The 23,930-nt window shown below is 35.3% G+C and carries 20 protein-coding genes and 1 pseudogene; 11 read left to right on the top strand and 10 right to left on the bottom strand.

What is annotated here, in order from left to right; all coding sequences use genetic code 11:
* The first annotated feature begins 42 nt into the window (after nucleotides 1-42).
* Nucleotides 43-2,823 carry a PAS domain S-box protein gene (locus tag BZG02_RS18990; protein WP_101263329.1) on the top strand — a complete coding sequence of 927 codons (2,781 nt, stop codon included), beginning with the start codon at nucleotides 43-45 and terminating at the stop codon, nucleotides 2,821-2,823.
* A gap of 95 nt (nucleotides 2,824-2,918) precedes the next feature.
* On the opposite strand, the gene BZG02_RS18985 is transcribed toward BZG02_RS18990, so the two are convergent.
* Together BZG02_RS18985 and BZG02_RS18980 are read right to left on the bottom strand one after the other, a co-directional pair.
* On the bottom strand, nucleotides 2,919-3,608 hold the full coding sequence (locus BZG02_RS18985) for a hypothetical protein (protein WP_101263328.1): 690 nt from the start codon (nucleotides 3,606-3,608) through the stop codon (nucleotides 2,919-2,921).
* Nucleotides 3,609-3,984: 376 nt separating this feature from the next.
* Nucleotides 3,985-4,740 carry a lysophospholipid acyltransferase family protein gene (locus BZG02_RS18980; protein WP_101263327.1) on the bottom strand — a complete coding sequence of 252 codons (756 nt, stop codon included), beginning with the start codon at nucleotides 4,738-4,740 and terminating at the stop codon, nucleotides 3,985-3,987.
* A gap of 595 nt (nucleotides 4,741-5,335) precedes the next feature.
* Here BZG02_RS18980 and BZG02_RS18975 point away from each other — a divergent pair.
* On the top strand, nucleotides 5,336-5,899 hold the full coding sequence (locus BZG02_RS18975) for a hypothetical protein (RefSeq protein WP_101263326.1): 564 nt from the start codon (nucleotides 5,336-5,338) through the stop codon (nucleotides 5,897-5,899).
* Nucleotides 5,900-6,093: 194 nt separating this feature from the next.
* Here BZG02_RS18975 and trpS read toward each other — a convergent pair whose 3' ends face one another.
* Nucleotides 6,094-7,083, bottom strand: coding sequence for a tryptophan--tRNA ligase (trpS, locus tag BZG02_RS18970; RefSeq protein ID WP_101263325.1), 990 nt, complete (start codon nucleotides 7,081-7,083; stop codon nucleotides 6,094-6,096).
* Between the two features lie 152 nt (nucleotides 7,084-7,235).
* On the bottom strand, nucleotides 7,236-7,682 hold the full coding sequence (locus BZG02_RS18965; protein ID WP_101263324.1) for a YqaA family protein: 447 nt from the start codon (nucleotides 7,680-7,682) through the stop codon (nucleotides 7,236-7,238).
* Between the two features lie 209 nt (nucleotides 7,683-7,891).
* Here BZG02_RS18965 and rbfA point away from each other — a divergent pair, with 209 nt between their 5' ends.
* The 4 genes from rbfA to BZG02_RS18945 all read left to right on the top strand — a co-directional run bounded on the left by rbfA (nucleotide 7,892) and on the right by BZG02_RS18945 (nucleotide 10,965).
* The gene (rbfA, locus tag BZG02_RS18960) at nucleotides 7,892-8,227 is read left to right on the top strand and encodes a 30S ribosome-binding factor RbfA (protein WP_101263323.1); all 336 of its coding nucleotides are present in this window, start codon (nucleotides 7,892-7,894) and stop codon (nucleotides 8,225-8,227) included.
* Nucleotides 8,228-8,353: 126 nt separating this feature from the next.
* The gene (locus BZG02_RS18955; protein ID WP_218972304.1) at nucleotides 8,354-9,496 is read left to right on the top strand and encodes an ABC transporter permease; all 1,143 of its coding nucleotides are present in this window, start codon (nucleotides 8,354-8,356) and stop codon (nucleotides 9,494-9,496) included.
* Nucleotides 9,497-9,637: 141 nt separating this feature from the next.
* Nucleotides 9,638-10,306 (top strand): hypothetical protein, encoded by a 669-nt coding sequence (locus BZG02_RS18950; protein ID WP_101263321.1) that lies wholly within the window; start codon nucleotides 9,638-9,640, stop codon nucleotides 10,304-10,306.
* Nucleotides 10,307-10,317: 11 nt separating this feature from the next.
* Nucleotides 10,318-10,965: a hypothetical protein gene (locus BZG02_RS18945; protein WP_101263320.1), complete on the top strand. Its 648-nt coding sequence runs from the start codon at nucleotides 10,318-10,320 to the stop codon at nucleotides 10,963-10,965.
* A gap of 51 nt (nucleotides 10,966-11,016) precedes the next feature.
* Here BZG02_RS18945 and BZG02_RS18940 read toward each other — a convergent pair whose 3' ends face one another.
* Entirely contained in the window at nucleotides 11,017-12,615 is a 1,599-nt protein-coding gene (locus BZG02_RS18940) for a sulfatase (protein WP_218972303.1), read from the bottom strand.
* 186 nt (nucleotides 12,616-12,801) lie between these two features.
* Nucleotides 12,802-13,797, bottom strand: coding sequence for a tRNA dihydrouridine synthase DusB (gene dusB / locus BZG02_RS18935; protein ID WP_101263319.1), 996 nt, complete (start codon nucleotides 13,795-13,797; stop codon nucleotides 12,802-12,804).
* 272 nt (nucleotides 13,798-14,069) lie between these two features.
* Between dusB and BZG02_RS18930 the strand changes: the two genes are divergently transcribed.
* Nucleotides 14,070-14,996: a CPBP family intramembrane glutamic endopeptidase gene (locus BZG02_RS18930; RefSeq protein WP_101263318.1), complete on the top strand. Its 927-nt coding sequence runs from the start codon at nucleotides 14,070-14,072 to the stop codon at nucleotides 14,994-14,996.
* Here BZG02_RS18930 and BZG02_RS18925 read toward each other — a convergent pair.
* Complete coding sequence (locus BZG02_RS18925) at nucleotides 14,952-15,719, bottom strand: hypothetical protein (protein ID WP_101263317.1); 768 nt, start codon at nucleotides 15,717-15,719, stop codon at nucleotides 14,952-14,954. The genes BZG02_RS18930 and BZG02_RS18925 overlap by 45 nt on opposite strands.
* Before the next feature lie 220 nt (nucleotides 15,720-15,939).
* Here BZG02_RS18925 and BZG02_RS18920 point away from each other — a divergent pair, with 220 nt between their 5' ends.
* The 4 genes from BZG02_RS18920 (at nucleotide 15,940) to BZG02_RS18905 (ending at nucleotide 20,539) form a co-directional block, all read left to right on the top strand.
* Nucleotides 15,940-16,743, top strand: a complete 804-nt coding sequence (locus tag BZG02_RS18920; protein ID WP_101263316.1) for an energy transducer TonB — start codon at nucleotides 15,940-15,942, stop codon at nucleotides 16,741-16,743.
* Nucleotides 16,744-16,792: 49 nt separating this feature from the next.
* Nucleotides 16,793-18,265, top strand: coding sequence for a hypothetical protein (locus BZG02_RS18915; protein ID WP_101263315.1), 1,473 nt, complete (start codon nucleotides 16,793-16,795; stop codon nucleotides 18,263-18,265).
* A gap of 599 nt (nucleotides 18,266-18,864) precedes the next feature.
* Nucleotides 18,865-19,980 carry a hypothetical protein gene (locus tag BZG02_RS18910; RefSeq protein ID WP_101263314.1) on the top strand — a complete coding sequence of 372 codons (1,116 nt, stop codon included), beginning with the start codon at nucleotides 18,865-18,867 and terminating at the stop codon, nucleotides 19,978-19,980.
* A gap of 100 nt (nucleotides 19,981-20,080) precedes the next feature.
* Nucleotides 20,081-20,539 (top strand): septal ring lytic transglycosylase RlpA family protein, encoded by a 459-nt coding sequence (locus BZG02_RS18905; RefSeq protein ID WP_101263313.1) that lies wholly within the window; start codon nucleotides 20,081-20,083, stop codon nucleotides 20,537-20,539.
* 234 nt (nucleotides 20,540-20,773) lie between these two features.
* Here BZG02_RS18905 and BZG02_RS18900 read toward each other — a convergent pair whose 3' ends face one another.
* From BZG02_RS18900 to BZG02_RS18890, 3 genes and pseudogenes are all read right to left on the bottom strand, one after another.
* Complete coding sequence (locus tag BZG02_RS18900) at nucleotides 20,774-21,535, bottom strand: succinate dehydrogenase/fumarate reductase iron-sulfur subunit (protein ID WP_101263312.1); 762 nt, start codon at nucleotides 21,533-21,535, stop codon at nucleotides 20,774-20,776.
* Nucleotides 21,536-21,580: 45 nt separating this feature from the next.
* A pseudogene (locus BZG02_RS18895) lies at nucleotides 21,581-21,933 on the bottom strand (four helix bundle protein).
* Between the two features lie 49 nt (nucleotides 21,934-21,982).
* Entirely contained in the window at nucleotides 21,983-23,923 is a 1,941-nt protein-coding gene (locus tag BZG02_RS18890; protein ID WP_101263311.1) for a fumarate reductase/succinate dehydrogenase flavoprotein subunit, read from the bottom strand.
* Nucleotides 23,924-23,930 lie beyond the last annotated feature (7 nt).

Here is a 23,930-nt window from a genome sequence, read left to right as displayed (position 1 = left end):
TTTTTTGTATATTACTAAGACTTCAACCAAAACTACTGTGCAATGAACATCCCCAAAAAAGAGCACGCCGTTATATCTCATTCATTAATCCAAAATTCAGGAGACGCAATGTATTTGTCGAACCTTGATGGAAAATTGATTGAAGTAAACAAACAGGCTTGCATAAATTTGGGATATACAAGAGAAGAGTTGCTCAAGCTATCCATTTCTGATATAGATACCGAGCATAAAAGTGACGAACAGGTTCAGGAGTACTTCACTATTTTGGAACGCGATAAATACAACAAATTAAGCACCTACCACCAACGCAAAGATGGTTCTACATTTCCGGTTGAAGTAAGTGTTTCCTTATTAAACGAAAACGGCAATAAATTTGTGCTTGGTATTTCCCGCGATATCACAGATCACATAGAAGCAAAAAATAATCTATTTTCCTACATCGATACACTCGAAAAAATACATGAAATTACAATAGTTGCTGAAGATATCGAGAAAATGATTTTCGATGTTCTTACTATTGTTCAGGAGGTTTTTAAGACCGATCGAGCTTTTTTTCTTTCTTCATTAACTGTAAAGGAAAAATTTCAGTTGCCACCAATTGTAATTACCAAAGATGAAGCACCTTGCATTTCAATAAGTAATACCAACAAGTTAACAAAGAGTTATCAGCAAGAACTTTTTGAAAAAAGAAACTATGTAAAAAATGAAGTACACGTATCCGTGCACTCCAATGTGGCAAAAACGCCATCCTACATTCAGGAGCTACATATAAAGTCAGAAATGCTTATTCCGATCACTAACAGCGATAATACCAACTATTTATTGGGAATTCATCAGTGTTCGAAAGCAAGAGAATGGACTCCGTTGGAGAAAAAATTGTTTATAGAGATCAGCCGAAGAATTGGAGATACAATAAACCGACTGCAATTTTATTATACCTTAAAAGAGAGTGAAAAAAAATACAAAACTCTTTTCGATAATGCTCCTCTCTCCTATCACTCGCTAAATACCGAAGGTAATATTATTGATGTAAATGAAACATGGTTACACTTTTTAGGATACCAAAGAGAGGAAGTAATTGGAAAAAATTACGGAGACTTTCTTCACACTAAGTGGCAACATGTTTTTGATACCAATTTTCCAAAATTTAAAGCTCGCGGTTATGTAAATGATGTTCATTTTAAAATCAGACACAAAAAAGGGCATTATAAATACATCTCCTTGCAAGGTTGCACTGGTTGCTATCCCGATGGCTCGTTTAAGCAAACCTATTGCGTTTTTCAAGATATATCGGCAAGAAAAAAAGCAGAAGACCAACTAAAACAAAGTGAAGAAAAATACCGATTATTAATGGAGCAATCGCCTTTTATTGTAGAGGTATATGATTTAGATGGACTTCAGATTTCTGTAAACAAAGCATACGAAGAACTTTGGCAAATACCTAAAGAAGTCACTCTTTTTAAGTATAATATTCTTGAAAGTAAGGAGGTCCTTAAAACGGGTATGTTATACTTTATTAAACGTGCTTATGCTGGCGAAACCTTAGATTTACCGGATCATTTATATAAGCCTGAAAATGAAATAAAAGGAAGTTACAAAAGTAGAAGTCGTTGGCTGCGAACCAAGGTTTATCCAATAAAAGATGAATTCGAAACGGTCACTCATATTGTGCTGGTTCATCGCGACATTACCGACCAAAAAGAGGCACAAGCTGCTTTAATAAAAAGTGAAAGTCAGTTTAAAACTTTCATTCAGCAAGCTCCAATTCCCCTCAGCCATGTCGACAATACAACGGGACTAATTAAATATATCAACAACCAATTTTTAGATGTATTTGGATATTCTCATGCTGATATTCCAACCATGGAAAAGTGGTGGAAATTGGCTTTTCCCGATCCTAAATATCGAAAATTTGTAATTAAGCATTGGAACGATGCTGTGGCACTATCAAAAAAAAAGAATGCCGATATAGTTCCGGAAGTTTACGATATGACTTGTAAAGATGGAAGTGTGAAACAAATATTGGTATCGGGAATTACGCTTGGTGACGATTTTTTATCGATGTTAGTAGATATAACTGCTCAGAAAAAAATTGAAAACGAACTAATTGCAGCCAAAGAAAAAGCAGAGGAAAGCGAGAAACTAAAAACCGCCTTTTTAGCCAATATGAGTCACGAAATTAGAACTCCGATGAATGGTATTCTGGGCTTTGCCGAATTGTTGAAAACACCCAGTTTAAGTGGCGAAAAGCGAAAGAAATTCATTCGAATAATTACGGATAGTGGAGAGCGGATGCTTGCCACCATTAATGCAATTATCGAAATTTCGAAAATTGAAACAAAACAAGTTGTACCAAATATTTCGAAAGTAAATATTAACGAACTATTGCAAAGTCAACTTAATTTTTTCTTGCCTGAAGCCCATAAAAAAGAAATTAAACTTAGCCTTACAAATAGCTCATTAACAGAAGTTTTTTCCTTATTTACTGATTATGCGATGCTAAATTCGATTCTTACCAACTTAATTAATAATGCCATAAAATATACCAACTCGGGCACCATTACATTTGGCTACTTAAAAAAGGAAAATTCATTAGAATTCTTTGTGAAAGATACGGGAATAGGAATCCCCAAAAAAGTGCAAAAAACCATCTTTGAACGATTCACCCGAGTCGATCATGAAAGTACAAAAGCTATTGAGGGTTCGGGACTTGGCTTGTCCATTACCAAAGCATATGTTGAATTACTAAAAGGAACTATTTGGGTGAAATCGGAAGAAGGAGTTGGCTCTCAATTTAATTTCAGTCTTCCCATTAAAAGCTAAACACCATATTATTTGATAATGTTAATGAAAATTTAAACTCCAAAAAGGGTTATTGAGTGATATCAACAACCCTTTTATTTATTGGAATTTTTTAATTAAGCTACATTATCCCAGATATCCATTATTTCAGCACATGCATTGATAAACTTTTTCATATAAAAATCTAAATTTTCAGGTGCTTGATAAGTTTTCTGTTCAAAAACATCAAGAACAATACACAATGAAGGAATTACTACTTCACTTTCTGTAGCAACGATATCATTCATAAAACGATATAAACCTGTAGCCGCTACTCGGCCAGCAGATCCCTTAAACACTCCACTTTTCGAAAAATGAAGTTTTATAGCTCCTACAATCTTCTGTCCATTAATCTCACCACATATTACTAAATCAGGTGAGATACCAATTGTTAATCCGTTAATGGAAATTGATTTCAGTTTTGATCGAAATCTCTCAAAAGTAAATTTCTGCAAAGAAGAATCAAGATTTGTCGTAAGAAATGATTCCAATGCTTGAATTTGACAATTTCGGTTATTGGCCTGAAATTCAGTAGAACAAACCTTTTTAGCCAATTCATTTATTTTAGCTTTAACACATAATGGTTCAAATTCATCTTGAGCAAAAAAGTTTTTTATTGCACTCTTAGCACTAGAATATCTTGCATAAATAAACTTCTTAGGTTTTTTCTGATTTCTTATAATTGATCTTTTTCTAGCTTTTGTAGCTTCACTATACTCCCCTACCATATTCAATGATAGGTAAGGGATTTTATCACTTTCTTCCATATTCTATTTTTTTATATGGATAAAACATTAATTAATTATCCATTAATGTTCAAAGTAGGAAACTCTGAATAGAGTGTCGATTGTTAATAAATGTTAATAAACATTCACTTTAATCAAATTAATATATACATTTGTCGACACAAACGGTGCAGTTTGTCATAGTAAAGGTTGTTAGCCTCGAATTCTATTTCTATTTAATAGGTTTATTCTAACAATTGATAAATTTATTTTATAAAACAATATAACCAGATGATCCGGACAATAACCGTGCCATCTGGATTTTTTGGATAAACAGTCAATATGTCACAAAAAACATGACAAATAAAAAATGCCAGCTCTTACGAGTTGGCATTTTGTCATGTATATGATTCTGATTTTATGAAACACCATATTTTTCGTGCAATGGCTGGTTAATTACCGCTCGTAATTGCTCCGACAGTGCTTCTGCATCCTGCTTAGACAAGCCTTTTGTAGGAATAAGTGGATGTATAATAACATTTGCAATACCCGGACTAGCATTTCCTTTAAACATGGTACCCCGTTGTAATCTTTTCCAATTGGTAGTTTGTGTAATTGGCAGAATAGGAATTCCCATTTGTATAGCAATGGCAACTGCTCCCGGTTTAAACTCTCCTAAATTTGGCGCATTTTCGGGAATGGTTCCTTCGGGTAAAATTACTAAAGGATATCCCTCTGTAATTACATCCATCATTTTCTTAAAACTTTTTAATGCTCCCAGGCGATTGTGCCTATCCACCAAAATATTCATTCCCGAAGTATAAAAAATGTGAAATAAAGGCCATTTTTCAATCTCTTTTTTCCCGGTAAACACAAAGTACTGATCAAATATAATATACAGGGTAGCCGGATCGATAAAGGAGCTATGATTAGAGCAAATTAAGAAAGCCTGATCGGTAATTATATTCTCTCTTCCCTTCACCCGCAAGAATATTCCTGATCCGTAAAGCCAGACCTTCGCATATACTTTTATCACTTTAAAAGCCATTGGAAACCGCTCCTTCTTCGATAATAAATACTTAAATATTGGATAGAAGAGCACCAATGTTAATACAAAATAAAGAAAGAAATAAACTTTGTATAGAAACCTGATTGGGAATATTAAAAAATTCATTTTTGAAGAACCGTTTTAATTGTAATTACAGTAAAATTGAATACTAAGGAAAATTGTTTTACCAAATTCTGTATTGTTTAATGAGCCAAAATTAAGATTTATTATCAGGATTCACCAAATCAAAATTAAATAATGGTCTTTCGCCTCTCTCTTTCGCTCTTTAAAAGCCTATTTACTAATTGCAAGCTATTTATAATTATTAGCAGTTGTTTTAATCCTTATTGCTATTCATTTCTTGCCTTAATCAGTTAATAGCTGCTCTATCTTACCTATTTTAAAAATACTAGGTTTTTAAAAGGCGAACAGATAATGAAAAGAATAATAACCTGAAAATGCAGTGAAAATGCTACTTTCAATAAACTATAGTCTGTTATCCATAACTTTTTATAGCTGCACTCATCTTTCGGTTTTTTACTTGTGATATATTTCACATAAAAACTGGCCTTTATTTAAAACATAAAACATTAAAGCGCGTATTAAATAGATTAATACAGAGCTATCGCAAAAAATCCAAATAGATATAGCTCCTATTCATCAATCAAAAACTTTTTATTTAATCGCAAAAATTTACAATATTCTAATTAACTTATTAACAATGAAAAAACTAGTGCAATTACTAATCATTTTCACTCTAACTTCAGGAGTGGCAAATGCTCAATATGGTTCCTACAGTGGCTCTTTTAGAACTTTTAGAGTTGATTTTGGAGCAGCCTATTCAAATCCGGGTGGCGATGAACTCGATGCTGGAATTGGCTTTTATGTAAATCCTAAATTTCATATGAACGATAATTTGCTCTTAGGAATTAAATATGAAACTACTGCAATTGGTGCCACCGATGATGATTTTTTAGATGTATCGTCGATTGTATGTTATGCTTCCACAATAGATTATTACGTTAGTGACAATAACTTTCGTCCCTTTGCTGGTGTAGATATTGGAATTTATGAGCTAGGAACGCTTAGTACAACAATAATGAACAACACAACAGAAATAGAATTAGGATCTAAATTCGGAATTGCTCCAAAAATTGGTTGTAGCTATGGACATTTGGACTTTACGCTTCAGTACAATCTAATTTTTGACCAAGACGAACGTTTTAACGATTTCAACCACGCATCTATAAAAATAGGTTTCCACCTTGGTGGTGGAATAAACTAAATAGTAGATGCATATATGAGTGCGTTAGGGCTCCGATAACTATCGGAAAAAGTGAATGCCCCACAGCTTATTGTTTGCGAAGCAAGACAATTAGCGAGGAGTAAAAACGGAAGGTCCACCCCAAGGGGAACGCCCTAAAAAAGAAATGCCACTCCTTAGGGAATGGCATTTCTTATATCAAAGTTATTGTATTTTTAAAATTTACGGAAACCGAATAATCTGCGAACTTCTGCTAAAGTTTTAGCTGCACTTTCGCGTGCTTGTTCTGCTCCCTGCTGAGTAACTTTTCTTAGGTAAGCTTCATCTTGAGAGATATCCAGAAAACGCTCTCGGATTGGAGCTGTAAAGTTAATGATATCTTCGGCTAATTGTTTTTTAAGATCGCCATAGCGAACTTCGCAATTGTTGTATTTATCGTTAAAAAAATCGTAAGTATCCTTGGTCGAAACCGCATCCATTAAGCTAAATAAATTCTGAATAACTTCTGGTTTTTCTTGATTCATTTCAGTAGGTCCACTATCCGAAACAGCTTTCATTACTTTTTTACGGATATCTTTCGGATCTTCTACCAATCCAATTGCATTTCCTTCCGATTTACCCATTTTTCCAGATCCATCTAATCCAGGAATTTTCACAGATTCGCCCGTAAAAGAATAAGATTTTGGAATTGGGAAAGTTTCTTCGCCGTAGGTATTATTGAATCGCTTCGCAAATTTACGCGCCATTTCTAAATTCTGCTCCTGATCTTTTCCAACTGGCACATACTCTGCTTTATGAATTAAAATATCAACAGCCATTAAAACCGGATAAGTAAGTAATCCAGCATTTACATTCTCAGGGCTTTTACGCGCCTTATCTTTAAAAGAAGTAGTTCTTTCTAATTCTCCTAAATAGGCATTCATATTCATTAACAAATACAACTCAGGAATTTCTGGCACATCACTCTGCACATAAATCGTTGCTTTTTCAGGATCAATTCCGCATGCTAAATATTCCGCTAAAACTTGTTTTACATTTAAGTGAAGATCAGCAGGAGTCGGATGTGTAGTCAAGGAATGCCAGTCAGCTATAAAGAAAAAGCAATTGTTATCGTTCTGCATTTGCACAAAATTCTTTATCGCTCCGAAATAGTTCCCCAGGTGTAAATTTCCTGTAGATCGAATTCCACTAACTACTGTATTCATGATCTGATTTTATTAATAGCCCAAGCTTGAGCCGTTTATATTTAAAAAAATTATCCCGCAAAATTATGAAACGAATCCGACAAAAAAAATATTGAAGGCTTGAAATAACGTTAATCTCTTAATTAGAAAAAGATTTGTCCAGATTTGCTTTCCTAGGCATTAATTATTTGTAGCGTAAACCATGCCCAAACAATATACCGACAGATTTTGCCTAGTGCCATAAAAAGAGCTACCCAAATAAGCTTACTTCTCAACAATCCCAATCCTAAGGGAATAATATCTCCCACAATTGGTAAAAAGGCAAAAAAGGCCAGAATACTTCCTTTATTCTGCAGAAATGCTTTCGTTTTTTCGGCTTTATCCTGCTTAATACGAAGAAATTTTTCAATCCACTCCCACTTACCCAAATAGCCTAAATAGTAGGTTAGCATTCCCCCCAACCAATTTCCAAAACTTGCAATTGCAACGGTTAGGGTAATATCGTAGCCCGAATACACAAAAAGACTTAGAATAGCTTCGGAGCTAAAAGGCAAAATAGTTGCAGCCAAAAAGCTTGCAAAAAACAATCCCCAATATCCATATTCAAACCAATCTGCCATAAGGCGCAAAGGTAGCTATTCAATTAGTGATTAAGAATGATGTATTAAAAATAAAGGCTAAAGAAAGAAAAAGTTTAATAGACATGACTCCTACAAGAACTCAAAACTATATTTTACTCCTTTCCACATTTTACTTTTCAAGACTTTTATGACTTTTCCTCTCTTCCAGACTTTTATTCTATCTTTGTAAAAAAATTAGAAGATTATATATGGAAACTACAAGACAAAGCAAAGTTTCAAGATTGTTGCTAAAAGATTTAAGTGAGATATTTCAGATGGAGTCGAGAAATCTTTTTGGTGGCAAAATGATTTCGGTTACAACGGTTCGAATTAGTCCTGATTTGGGACTTGCAAAAGTATATCTTAGCATTTTTCCTTCGAGCGATACAGAAGAGACTCTTAAGCTAATTAAAATGAACACGAAAAACATTCGTAGAATTTTGGGAAACAAAGTTGGAAAACAACTTCGCATTGTTCCTGAATTGGCATTTTTTGTTGACGATTCATTAGATTATATCGAAAATATTAACAATTTACTTTCCTAAATCCAGTTTGCTTGCTGCAAACAGTACTTCTCTTAAGTTTATTTAAATAACTTGAACCTTCCCTTCCATATTGCGAAACGCTATCTGTTTTCGAAAAAAAAACAGAACGTAATCAATATCATTTCGATGATATCGGTTATTGGTGTTGCAATTGGTACCATGGCTCTGGTTATTGTTCTTTCGGTATTTAATGGTTTTGATGGATTGATTCGTGACCTTTTTGGCAGTTTCGATCCTGATTTAAAAATTCTTCCCAGTACTGGTAAAACCTTTGTTCCTGATGCTACTTTCGAGCAAATTAAGGCAATGGAAAATGTGGTTTTTTACTCCGAAGTCCTGGAGGAAAATGCCTTACTAAAATACGGAAATAAGCAACGCCCCGCAGTTATAAAAGGTGTAGATGAGGAATTTACACTAATGACCGGCATTGACACCATGATGGTGGATGGGAAATTTTTGCTGAACTCGGGAAAACATCAGTTTGCGGTGCTTGGCTATGGCGTTGCTCTGGATCTTGGTGTTGGTCTCACCTTTACCGATTACATTAAATTTTATGTGCCTAAACGAAATGCCAGCTTGGGAATAAACCCAATGGATGCTTTCAATACTGAATATTTATATCCTTCGGGATATTTTACCATTCAACAGGATTTTGATTCGCAATACGTATTGGTTCCTCTCGATTTTGCCAGAAAATTATTTGCCTACAATAAAGAGGTAAGTGCCATCGAACTATCCATTCAAAATCAGGCGGAGATTGAAAATGTTAAAGAAAAAATTCAACAACTTTTGGGAGAGAATTTTGTAGTGAAAAATAGATTTGAACTACACGATGTTTTATTTAAAATGATGCAATCGGAAAAAATGGCAATTTTCTTTATTCTAGCCTTTATTCTACTTATTGCCTCGTTTAATGTGATTGGCTCGTTAACCATGCTTATTTTGGATAAAAAACAAGATATTGCCACCCTGCGGAGTATGGGCGCCGAAGAAAAAACAATTCAGAAAATATTTTTACTGGAAGGTTGGCTAATTTCTTTATTGGGAGCAAGTATTGGCGTAGGCTTAGGACTTACCATCTGCTTTCTGCAAATGAAGTTTGGCTTAATTACTTTATCAGGAAACGGAGCTTTTATTATGGATTCCTACCCGGTTGATGTTCATTTTATCGATATTTTTATCATCTTTACAACGGTTGTTTCGATTGGATATGCGGCTTCGCGCTATCCGGTTCGCTACATCACCAAACGTTTCCTGCAATTCAATTAATAGAAATTGACCGGACACCAAACTACCTTATTCCGTATCAAGAGGCAAGATACAAGTATCAAAAATAGTCTTGAGTCGTGTCGCTTACGAAGAAATAAATACAAGAAACGAATTTCGTAAAACTGATTTAATACAATTAAAATGAGAAAAATTATTATTTTTTGCTTTCTGGCATTTGGTATTTCGATGCTAAGCCAAGCTCAAGAAACCGCTCTTACTTCCAAAGGAAAAGTTGTAATTCTTTACGATAACGGCACTTGGAAATATGCCGACCTAAGTGTTTCCGATGAAAATCAACAAATTGAAACCTCAACTCAAGGAAGTATTCCAAAACCAACTATTTCCGATAAACCGCTTGTGTTAAAAGAAGCGGAAATCGAAAAAACCACCTTTATTGAAGGTCCAAGCCCTAAGCTTGAAAAATATTTTAAGGACAAGAATATTGTTCGATGCGATTTTATTCTAAGTTCGAAAGATGGTAAAGCAAGTCTTAAAACCGAATGGAAAATTATGAATGGTGAAGCTTATTCGTACTTTGGCTTTATTAAAAAAGACAGTAAAATAAGTCTGGAATTGCTTGGAGGACAAAGTATTGATCTTATTTATACCGAGGAATTTGAACCTAAAGAATTTAGCCAATATGGATTCTCGACCTACTCGGCTCAACTCGATTTAACCAATGAACAACTTACATTACTTCAAAATAAAATTGTTTTGAAAGCTACCATGAACTGGAGCCGAAGAGCCGAAGAATACCCCGTTGTTGCCCCTTCGTACTTTCTTAAAGCGATTCCTCAAATCACAGAATAAATAGATTTAACATGAAAAATATTTTAATTCTTGTTGTTCTGTTCTTAGCTAATATTAACCAGATAGATGCACAATTAAAACTAAAAACTCCCGAAGGAAAAGTAGTTTTACTTTTTGATAACGGAACGTGGAAATACGAGGAAACAGCAAAAGTAGAAAAAACTAATGTTCCCATAAAATTAGTAGCCGAAACTGAAAAACCAATCACATTAATTGATGCAGAATTAGAATTACAGACTGTTATTAAAGGTGTTAGTGCGAAATTAAGCAAATTCTCGAAAACTAATAATGAGGTGAAAGCCGATTTTCAAATTATCTCGAAAGAAGGGAAAGTGTTCTTAAAAACCAATTGGAAGCTTATGGATGCCGAAGGATTTCGCTTTTTTGGATACATCACCAAAAAATCGAAAATGCTTTTTGCCCTTTCGAATGGGGAACGCATTGAACTTCAGTACGAAGGAGATGCTGCACCAAAAGAATATCCAAAATATAAGTTTACAACCTTTACTGCCGAGCTGGAATTAAACGAAGCGCAAATTCGTAAGCTGCAAAATGCCTATCTCGAAACAGTAGAAATGTACTGGAGCAGAAGAACCGAAAGTTATGAAATTTTTAACCCAGACTATTTCGTGAAAGAACTTCCTAAAATAATGAAATAACAAAAAAAGACGCTTCGGCGTCTTTTTTTTTCCTCTCCAAACAAACTGAAGCTAATCAATTGTAGCTGTACTTCCCCACCAATTATTCTTCGGATCAAAATCTTTTTTCAAAAAATTTAATCGTTGTTTTTCCAATGCTGGCAATTTCTTCTGCTCAACACTCCTTAAATACGCTCGTTCAATATCTTCCTTGTAAGTGGTATCTTTCTCAGGATATTTAGCACCAACACCGTTTAAATAGTTAAATAACTCAGTATGAAGATCGACTACCTTTTCGGTTTGCAAACCTGCCAAATCATTTTTTTCTTCTAAATCGCTTTCCAAATTGTATAACTCTTCCCGATTATCTTCATAATAATGAATCAATTTCCATGCTCCCCTTCGAATTACCGACGATGGATCTCCACCCTGATTGCCATAATGCGGATAGTGCCAAATTAAAGCCCGCTCTGGACAAGTTTTCCCTTTTAGTAAGGGTAGTAAACTAATGCCATCCATATGCTCTTCAGGCCTTTGTTTTGCTCCTACCAAATCAAGTATTGTTGGGTAAAAATCGGTTCCTGAAACGGGAACTTTACATGTTTCTCCCCCTTTGGTTAAACCTGGTACTTTAATAAAATAGGGCTCTCGAATGCCACCTTCAAACTGATAGCCTTTCCCTCCCCGCAAAGGAAGATTCGAAGTTGAAAATGAATCTCCGGCAGAAACACCACCATTATCGGAAGTAAATATCACAATCGTATTTTTATCCAATCCCAATTCTTTCAACGAGCTCAACACCAGACCAATCGCCTCATCCATTTGTTCCACCAATCCGGCATACACTGGGTTATCCTGAACCTGACGAATTGGTAAAAAATGCCCCATTTTATATCCCGATTCCGCAATTCCATTGGCCACTGCTTTATCTCGGTATTTTTCCCATTTCTTACGGCTTGTTTCAATAGCACCATGAACAGCATAAAACGAAAGGCACGCAAATACAGGTTTACCCGATTTTTTGGGATTATTCTCCTTTAAGAAATCAACTGTTTCCTGAGCCAAACGCATCGACAAATTCTCTCCATTTTTTCCATCAGTAAGATTTGGGTTTTGATAGGGTGAAAAATAACCACCTCTCGGACCGCCTGCATCCCATCCTCCCTTATTAATATCGAAACCATGATCTTCGGGCCATGAGCCTTTCTCTCCAATGTGCCATTTTCCCGCAAAAAAAGTTTGATAACCTTCCTCTTTTAAGGCTTCAGGTAAAGTAATATATTCCAAAGGTAATTTATGACGATAGGCAGCAGGCAATAATTTATTGTGCCTATTTTGATCTCTCCATTTTTCTCCACTAGCAGCTCCAATCCAGTCGGTGATACCATGGCGTGCAGGAAATTTTCCAGACATGATACTTGCACGCGATGGACTACAAACTTGACAAGCAGCATATCCATTTGAAAAAATCATTCCCTCTTTAGCTATCCCATCAATATTTGGAGTCTCATAAAACGTACTTCCCATACAACTCATATCCTGATAACCAAAATCATCTGCCAACAGGAATAAAACATTCGGTTTTTCGGGCAATGGCTCTTTTAACATCTGACAACTTGCAAAAAGCAGGTAAGCAACTAATAATCCCATTCTATTACTCCACATAGTCATAAATTTTACTTTCTAAATCCATTTTAACAAGGTACATTTTTCCTGTACTTCGAAATGATCTCCAAAAATATTACTTATTACTGATAATCAGGTGGGTTAATTTGTCATTAATAGGGCGCATATTGTTCAATTTTTACTTTTATAGAACAAAATGGAACAAAAAAGACGCTAATCAGCGTCTTTCATTTATTCATCCTCAATTTGCAGATTGCCCCATTCCATCGCAATCCGATCTAATATCGGCATTAAATCGGCATAATGATTGGCTCTAAGCATATCAATTCTTGTTTGCTTAAAATTCACCAGTCCTTTAAACATGCCCGCCATATGTCTTCTCATGTGTAAAATGCCACGTTTTTCGTCAATCCACTCAATGGCAGCATCAATTTGCTCTTTAAGCATATCTACTTGTTGTGCCACTGTAGCTGGAGGCAACAATTCGCCCGTAGTAAAATAATGCTTTATATCTCTAAAAATCCAAGGTTTACCAACCGAAGCACGGCCAATCATAATGGCATCTACACCATATTTGTCGAAAGCTTCCTTTGCTTTCACTGGGTTAGTAATATCACCATTCCCGATAATCGGAATGTGCATGCGTTGGTTATTTTTCACATCGCCAATCAAAGTCCAATCTGCCTCCCCTTTGTACATCTGACAACGAGTTCTTCCATGAATGGTTAATCCTTGAATTCCCACATCCTGCAGTTGTTCTGCCAGCTCAACAATAATTTTTGAATCCTCATCCCATCCCAAACGGGTTTTTACCGTTACCGGGATATTTACAGCCTTTACCACGGCTTCGGTAATTTTTAGCATTTGCGGTACATTTCTCATCATGCCCGAACCTGCTCCTTTTGTTGCCACCTTACGCACCGGACAACCAAAATTCAGATCTAAAAATTCTGGATTTGCAGCTTCGACAATTTTGGCAGCCTCCACCATTGGATCTACATCCTTGCCATAAATTTGAATGGCAACAGGACGCTCCTCGTCCAAAATGGTCAATTTCTTCATGGTTCGATTTACCGAACGAATTAAAGCATCTGCCGAAATAAATTCAGTGTACATTAAATCCGCTCCATAGCGCTTACACAAAACCCGAAACGGCGGATTGGTAACATCCTCCATTGGTGCCAATAATACCGGTCTATCTCCTAAATCCAAATTTCCTATCTTCACTTTCTTTCTTTTTTTTTATCAGGCAACAAAGATAATAGAAAGTCTTGAATGAGATGTGAGATATAAAATATGAGTAGTGAGATTGACTTACAAAATGTGTATTTACATGGATCCATTCATTAATAAAATCACTCTAAAGACAGGCATTATAAGCCAAGGCTAACTTCATCAAATAACAGGTACAATACTTTTGTCCTAAACTTTCTCTATTCTCATTTCTCACATCTCATATCTATTATTACTTTTGTTCTTCAAATAAAATTAGAAAGCATATGCTAAAAGGATCCTTAAGTCACTACTCTCCGCTTTCACAATTAATGATGAGTTTACTTGTTGTTGTTGGTTCTTTTATGCTGTGCATGTTCGCCGGCAGTATTTTGGCCTATCTTATTTTCGATGTCAATATCTTCACCGACACAACAAGTCTGGATATAAATGGAGATGCTGTAAATGTTTCTGTTCTTAAATTTTATCAATCGGTATATTCTACCGGGATGTTTATTATTCCCCCGTTTATTATTGCTTGGCTGTTGAATAACAGGGCACTTAACTATCTTTTTTTAGACCGTAAATTTTCTACTTATCAATTTCTATTGGCAAGTATCACCATTGTAATTGCCTTGCCGGCGATTAATCTTCTTGCAAGCATCAATTCTCACCTGCAATTGCCCGAATTTCTTTCGGGAGTAGAACAATGGATGCGACATAGCGAAGATCAGGCTGCAATTATCACGAAGAAATTTTTGGCGATGGAAACTCCCTTCGACCTGTTTGTAAATTTGATTTTAATTGCAGTAATCCCTGCATTGGGTGAGGAACTCTTGTTTCGAGGCGTTATTCAACGAATTTTCTCGAGCATGACTAAAAATGTACATTGGGGAATTATTATCACAGCTTTTCTTTTCGCAGCACTACACATGCAGTTTTTTGGTTTATTACCAAGAATGGCAATGGGTATTCTATTTGGCTACCTGCTAGTGTGGACAAAGAGTTTATGGGTTCCTATTTTAGCACATTTAATCAACAACGGAATGGCAGTATGCATGTCCTATTTCATTAACAAAGGCAAAATTCCCGAAGATATTGAGCAATTTGGTGGAAACCATGCTGGTATCTGGGCAAGTGGATTAATTTCTCTTAGCATTCTTGCTCTTCTACTGTTCCGTCTTTACAGATTGCGAGAAAGGCAAAGTGAGTGAATCCTCGGCTGCCTGTTTTAAATGAGCCAACCTTTCCCTTTCTCCTTTACGCCAAACATAAACAACTCCATATTCCGAAGCTTTCTCTCTTTTCTCTTCATCTGATAAATCCGAAAATTTAGCTTCTATCTCATTCCAAAGAGAAAGAATTAAACTATCCGCTTCGGCACGATATTCTGCTACTTTTTCCGAAAAACGCTGCGTATTATTTTGTAAGGTTTTCTGATTGTTAAATGCCTGACTAAAATTTTCGCAATTTACCCGTACCAAAGCAATAGAAGGACTATAAATTGGATTTCCTCCAGTTCTCATTCGCTCCTGCTCCCCTTTTATCAATTTCTCTCCCCACTCAATTACTTTTGCATCTTGCAATAAAGACGGCGCTGCTTTCGAACTAATTTTAAGACCATAAAATTCTCGAACCTCGGGCTTTAATTCGCCTCTAATAATTGTAAAATTTAATACCTGAATAAAATGAGAAACATACAATCGTGCCTTTCTTAATTTCTCGTTGTATTCTTTACTTCGAATAGATTGTTGGCTAAGAGCCTGACGCTGATTTCGAATTGCCAACTCATAGTGAGGTAGAAAGGTTTCTACCTTCTGTAAAAGAATGAAGGAAAAAGCAAGATCGAAACGATTTGTTTGATAGCTAATCTCAAGAGCAGATTTTAACGCACGTACACGCGCAGAATCAGTATTTGGTAGTCTTCTATAGGGCATTTAAGTAATTGTTTAACAAATAACAGGCTATTGCTTACTACGAAGGTACAAAAAATAAGAAAAGGCAAACAGGTATTCGCAAGCAAAACTTTTCCTTTTTTACGAAATCTTATTTAACAGATATCAACATAAGCTTACACACGAGGGAATTCGCCTACTGTACCAAAATATGTAAATAAATAGTACATTTGTATTCCTGTATTATACTAAACACAAATTTATGAGAACTGTTTTAAGCTTTCTATTCCTACTAATTAGCACACAATTTGCATTCCCACAACAAGATACTATTGTTTATTATAAAAAATATATACCACAAACAACATGCGAAGGTGCAGATCAGCAAATTGTTATTCAAAGAAAAAATAAGCTGTCCTCAATCATGATGACTTGTTCGTGGAAAGAGAACAAGTGGAAAGTAGATAAAACCGAAATAATTAAACTGCAAAAAGACGGAAGTTATAAGATTAGCAATGGTAGCTATTGTTACCAACGATCGTATAAAAAAATAAACGATGGGTACGAGGTACAAGAATTTAACCACAAGGGCCAATTAATAAACAAAGGCTTAAGCAGAACTAGGTTCCCACTGCATAGAGTTGGACAATGGCAAAATTTAAACGATGGTGATATTGTTGGCATTAGTATTTACAAGGAAGAAACAATGACAAAATCGTACATTATTTCGAATGAAAAACACTTACCTACTAACACATACGCTAATGCGGATAGTTTAGCCGTATATACCGGTGGCGAAGAAGCTTATTCCAAAGCTTTGGCTAATAATATTGTGTATCCAACAATTTGTCAAGAAAATGGAATTACTGGTCGGGTTTTGGTTGTTTTTGCGATTAACGAGCATGGAATTCCAACTGAAATTCAAATTCTAAAGGGAGAAAATCAATATTTTAATGAAGCGGCCATAAGTGCAATTCAGAAATGTAAGGATTGGACCCCTGCTTTTAAAAATGGCCAAGTTGTAAAAGTATACAATATTGCACCTGTTAACTTCAAGTTGCAATAGTAAATACAATTCAAATTTGCCAAATTAAAAAGTCAACAATACTAGCTCAATGAAAAAATTTACCCTTTTATTTCTTCTACTATTATTTGTTAATAGTTCCTATTCTCAAGATATTCTACTAGAACAAGATATATACCTTCGGTCTTACCTATCCGATAAAAGAGATGTATATCCGGTAGTAGATGATTTTTCAGGAAAAATTACATTATTCTTAATTGATAGTGATACTATTAATGCATTGACTTATAATAAAACTTATAAGCCATTAAATACCTTCAAGTGCCAAAGGCCAAGCGGAAAATTTAAAATTTTAATTGGGCATACAGTCGATCAAAACAATTACAATCTTTTTTTTACGAACAAACGAAACAAAGAATTCTTAGTTAAGTCTATCGATTTAATAAACAATACAAGTAAGGAATACAGAATTCCTTTCAAACTCAACACCGAAGAATATCTTCAATCTATCTGTTACAAAAACAAACTCTACATTTTAAGTCGAACCAATTACTCTTCGATATACAAGTTACGGGTATTTGAGGATAATAAACTTGGAATTTGTATTGAGCATGATTTTACAGAAATACTTTCGCCAAATTCAGAACCCTACCGTATTGCTGACGATTTATATGACTCTCCCGATAGATCAGCAACAATGACAAGCTTTAAAAAAATCGAATACAATAATCCTAATTCACTAGATATAACATCGGAACAATACAAAGTTTATTGTTACGATGATCAAATTGTATTGAGCTTTGACAATGAAAAGGACAAAACGAAACTAATAACCATTAACCTCAACAATTACACCTACAAAATAAAAAACTACAATCAAGACCCTCTTGACCATTCAAATAGAACCAATGCATTATCTAATTCATACATCCATATGGATAAGCTTTATCAGCTAATTGTAAACAAAAAAGAGTTATGCTTAACAATTAACAGCCTTAAAACCGATAGCTTACTGAAAACATATAGAGTAAAAGGCGAAGATGAAATCTCCTTCAAAAACTCTGCATTAATACAAGAAATAGATGGAAAAGGGTTTACTGATAGCGAAAGGGAGTTAGGAAAAACGAAACAGGTATTAAGAAAATTGCTTGCTGGTTCTCTAGGAATTAGTGTATATGAAACAGGTAATAAACTTGAAGTATTATTGGGAGGAATTAAAGCATCTCCTTCTACAGGAAATATGATTGCTATGGGACTTGTTGGAGCTGTTGCTATACCTTTAGCTTCTGGTGGTGCTTACTATGCTGTTCCAAATTATACAATGAATTCCTATTCTTCCTATACAAATAGCCGTTCAGTTTATTTCAAATGCTTATTTGATAAACAAAACCTGGAACATATAGTTGGTGATCCCAGTCAAAATCCTTTCGACAAAATAAAAGAGTTTCTTGATACTATTAAAACCCCTCAAACGACTCAAACCATATTCAAAATTAACAATCATTTTGTTCTAGGGTACTACCTTTCAGACGAAAAAAAATACTACCTCCGTAAATTCGAGTAAGCAATCCTAATTAATTCAATTTACCAAATTTCCTGATTAAACAGAGACTAATCACATTAAAAAGCATATCACAACGCTTATTCCAAAATATATTCATTCAATTGTAATTAAGTAATTTACCAACCTACTTAACAGATACAAAACATTATGAATTACATTCTAATTTTAATTGCCGGCTTTTTAGGGATGCTAGTTGTTCGAATAGCTATAAAAGCTATTTATACGCTTCTGATTAATGCTTTCCAAAATTTGAAAAACTTACTTAACAGAAAAAAGGAATAACAGTTACTACTAAGAAATCCACTCCACAATTACCCGCAAAATTTAATCACAATCTTTGTAGAATAATTCTACACAAGCATCTACAATTCTCTACAAATATAAATTGAGATAAGCTATCAATTGACTTTTATCCAACTCACATTAAAGCTTGCTTTTAATTCATTACTAATACATTACGTTACTCGTGAGGAATATCACACCCACAACAAAGAGAATTGGTATTGAATTTGCACAAGCAACTAGCGTTAATTTTAAAACAAATTTTGTAGCAGAAGCACTACAATCTGATTTAGAAACTTAATTTAAATTTTTTTGATATGAAACGAAACATTGTTGCCGTTGGTGTATTATTATTTTTCTCAACAGTTCTTTTTAGCTGTTCGGATAGTTCAGATAATAATCAGGAGAAAGATCTTACTTTGGAGCAATCCTTAAAAGAAAAGACCGTAAGTTTGAGCAATGCAGTAAACGAAATCACAAGCTCAAAAGGATTTGGTATCGTAACCATGAACGAACCAGCCACTAAAACAGGTTCGGAAGAAGAAGGGGACGATACAAAGTTTTCTGCAAATATAACTCTCGATGATGTAAAAGGTGTTTATGAATATAGTCCTGCTATACCAGAAGAAACATCAGCAAACAAAATGTATTTCCAAACTAAATTTACAAAAACTGGTGACAGTGAAAAATTTATTGTCAAATTGCCAAAAGAAAAAGCCGGTAATCCCTGGAATCTATATTTAGAGGAAGAAGGCGACGAAGCTTTGGTTAACGATTTTGTAATTACTACCTCGCAGTACAACTATTCTTTTTCTGCTGATCAAGGATTTAGTTTTAACTACCTTTTAAATTCTGCTATTGAAGTAGCAGGAGAAGATGCCGGAGAATTATATGTTGATTGGGCGATCGCCAGCAATCAAAATTTTAAGTATGAGTCTAAATATTCGTTTACCGATACCTATTCGGTTGGGGTTGAATTTTCTCATGGTGATACACTTTCCTATTCCTACAACTTAAAAAAAGGAGAAGATGTGCTGTTTAAAGAAGAGGTAGAATTTGCAAAAGGAGATGGTGAAAATCGTGGCTCTTTTGAGTATGCACTTTCTATTGGAATTATTAAAATTGTAAAAAATTCAGAAAACGATGATTATCAAGTGTATCGTGACGGAACTTTAGAAGAAGATGCTGTTATTGAGGTGGTTCAAGCTACTGCTGAAACAGAGGAATCGGAGCTTGCTTTCTGTAAAAAAGGTCTTGATCTAAAAATCACTTTTGCTGATGAATCTGTTGTTGTTCTTTCGGAACTGTTAGGACAAGATACTTTGGATAAAATGGCTGAGATATTCAGCTCTATGTACGATATGTATTTTGTGAATCACGTAGTGAACAAAGTAGCTCATGAAGCATACTATATGAATCAGTCTGCTAGCTAATAGCCATTACTAAGAAATTAAAATCCGGTTTCGTAACCGGATTTTTTTTTCTTCAATATCAATTTTTACAAGTAAACCATTTATTCAATATCTTTCTGACATGTGTAGACTTTCTTCTTTGCCACAACTTATTCTATTGGTTTCATTTGTACTTTTAAATCTTAATTCTCACGCTCAAAACCCACCCGAATCCAATCAAATTGGAAAAGCCAGTTATTATGCAAACAAATTTGAAAAAAAACGAACATCTAGTGGTGAATTATATCAGCACGAAAACTTTACAGCGGCGCATAGGAGCCTTCCTTTTGGTACTTGGGTAAAAGTGACTAATACCGAAAATAACAAGGCTGTAATCGTCCGAATTAACGATCGCGGACCATTTGTGAAAGGCAGAATCATTGATCTATCCAGATCGGCAATAAAAGAGATTGGTAATATTAACCAGGGAGTTTTTTCTGTTTCGGTTGAAGTTTATCAAAAGGATCTTGAAATGATACCAATTCAATCTATTTTAAATCCAATTTCTTACAAAGAGAAAATCTTATTTGCTTATGAGTAAGCCATAAATCCCATCGAATAAGAAATTGCGATGCTCTGTACCTTAAAAATACTACCATTTATCTATCTGTAAGTGCTACGCGAATCTGTCGCTAAAAAAATCCGATTCTACAATTATAATATGGCGGTGCAGAACACCAAAATATTCGCACTGGTATATCATTCTCAAAAAATACTGCATAAAAAAGAGCGTCACCCTTAGGTAACGCTCTCGATATTTGGATTACAGTCTAAATTAATCCTTAATTTTTGCTACTAAGAACTCACGGTTCAAACGAGCGATGTTTGCGATAGAAATTCCCTTAGGACATTCTACTTCACAAGCTCCGGTATTGGTACAGTTACCAAATCCCATTTCGTCCATTTTTGCAACCATACTCTTCGCACGACGAGCTGCTTCAATACGTCCCTGAGGAAGTTTAGCAAGGTGAGATACCTTTGCTGAAACGAACAACATTGCCGATGAATTTTTACAAGTCGCAACACAAGCACCACAACCAATACAAGCTGCCGCATCCATAGCTTCCTCAGCATCATCCTGAGAAATTGGAATAGCGTTACCATCAGGTACACCACCAGTGTTTACAGAAATATAACCTCCTGCTTGAAGAATTTTCTCGAATGCAGTACGATCCACAATTAAATCTTTGATTACTGGAAATGCTCCGGCTCTCCAAGGCTCAATAGTAATCGTTGCTCCATCTTCGAATTTACGCATGTGTAACTGACAAGTTGTAATGTCGTCATCTGGTCCATGAGCACGTCCATCAATGAACAAACTACACATTCCACAGATTCCTTCTCTACAATCATGATCGAAAGCAATCGGCTCCGTTCCACCGTTAATCAACTCCTCATTCAAGATGTCGAGCATCTCCAAAAATGAAGTTCCTGTTGAAATATCGTTAATTTTGTAAGTTTCAAACTTACCTTGGGCTTTAGCATTCTTTTGACGCCAAACCTTTATCGTTAATTCTTTTAATATCTTGTCTGCCATTTTTTTTAGATTTGAGATACTAGATTTGAGATATTAGATAATGAGCTACTTTGTTAATTTTTGCTTCAAAGAATAAATCATTTTTTGAATTTCCTGATTAAGCTTTTGAGAATGAATTAAATCCTGCTCTGAAAAATAGGATAAGTCTACACATAAAATGAGTAAGGTTTCCAATTCAAAAGAACTCCCATTCGCGATATCAAGAAATCTACAAAAATCAATATTGGTTTTCTTCCACTCCCTTCAGCAATATTTGCAGGAATGGAAACTGATACGCGATTTATTTGCGAAATCAAGCCAAATTTTTCATTATCTGGCAAGCTAGAAGTCAATTGATAAACTTCTTTTACCAATTCTCTTGCTTTTTGCCAAACTATAAAATCTTTGAACTTATGCATCATTCAACCATTTCAGATTTCCTCATTTCTCACATCTCCCATCTCATACCTATTTATATGAGCGTTGAGTTAATTTCACATTCTCGAATACTAATTCCTCTTTGTTCAAAACAGGAGCTTTACCTTCGCCTTGATACTCCCAAGCCGACACATAAGTAAAGTTCTGGTCATCACGTTTAGCTTCACCATCCTCGGTAGTTGATTCCTCACGATAATGACCACCACAAGATTCTTTACGATCCAGAGCATCACGTGCCATCAATTCACCTAAATCAATGAAATCTTCAACACGACCGGCTTTTTCCAATTCAATATTCATTGCATCGTAATCGCCGGGAACACGTAAATCTTTGTAAAAATCTTCGCGAAGTGTTTGAATTTCTTTAATCGCTAATTTCAGACCATCTTCGTTACGAGCCATTCCAACATATTCCCACATAATGTGGCCCAAACGCTTATGGAAAGAATCAACCGACTTAGTACCTTTGATATTGTACAAACGAGTCATACGATCGGTAACAGCTTTCTCTTTCTTAATAAACTCTTGGTGATTTACATCGATACGAGGAACTTGAATCTCATCAGCAAGATAATCTCCAATTGTATAAGGCAATACGAAATATCCATCAGCTAAACCCTGCATTAAAGCAGATGCTCCTAAACGGTTAGCTCCGTGATCAGAGAAGTTAGCCTCTCCAATTGCGAATAAACCTGGAACATTAGTCATCAAGTTATAATCAACCCAAATACCACCCATTGTGTAGTGAATAGCAGGGTAAATTTGCATTGGCAATTCGTAAGGATTTGATGCTGTAATTTTTTCATACATCTGAAACAAGTTACCATAACGAGCTTCAATTACATCTTTTCCTAATCTTTCGATAGAATATTTAAAGTCCAAATAAACTGCTTTTCCAGTTTCGTTTACACCAAAACCTTCATCACATCTTTCTTTTGCTGCACGAGATGCAACATCACGAGGAACCAAGTTACCATATGATGGATATCTTCTTTCCAGGTAAAAATCACGATCTTCTTCAGCAATATCATTCGCTGTGATTTGTCCTTTTTGCAATTTAATTGCATCTTCTTTTTTCTTTGGAGTCCAAACACGACCATCATTACGCAACGACTCCGACATTAAAGTCAGTTTTGATTGCTGTTCGCCATGAATTGGAATACAAGTTGGGTGAATTTGCACGTAACATGGATTTGCAAAACACGCACCATTCTTATATGCCTGCCATGCTGCACCACCATTACATCCCATTGCATTGGTTGATAGGAAAAATACATTACCGTATCCACCTGTTGCAATTACAACAGCGTGAGCACTATGACGCTCAATTTCGCCAGTAACCAAGTTACGGGTAATGATACCACGAGCTTTTCCTTCGATAATAACGATATCTAACAACTCGTTACGTTCGTGCATCTCAATTTTTCCTTGTCCGATCATACGATTCATAGAAGCGTAACAACCTAACAATAACTGTTGTCCGGTTTGACCACGAGCATAAAAAGTACGACTTACCAATACTCCACCGAATGAACGATTAGATAATGTTCCGCCATACTCACGTGCAAAAGGTACACCTTGAGCAACACATTGATCGATAATGTCACCACTAACTTCAGCTAAACGATGAACGTTTGCCTCCCGTGCGCGGTAATCACCACCTTTAATTGTATCGTAAAATAAACGATGAACTGAATCGTTATCGTTCTGATAATTTTTTGCAGCGTTAATACCACCCTGAGCAGCAATAGAGTGAGCTCTACGACCTGAATCCTGATAGCAAAATGCTTTTACGTTGTATCCCATCTCTGCCATAGAAGCGGCAGCAGATCCACCGGCTAAACCAGTTCCTACAACGATAATATCTAATTTTCTCTTATTCGCAGGACTAACCACCTTAATGGCAGCTTTATGGTTTGACCACTTTTCAGCTAATGGTCCGGCTGGAATTTTTGAATTTAATACTGTCATAACCGTT

Origin of the sequence: Labilibaculum filiforme, from assembly GCF_002843315.1 — a bacterium.
GTDB lineage: Bacteria > Bacteroidota > Bacteroidia > Bacteroidales > Marinifilaceae > Labilibaculum > Labilibaculum filiforme.
The sequence above is the reverse complement of the archived record's forward strand: the minus strand, read 5'-3'. Positions and strand labels throughout refer to the sequence as shown.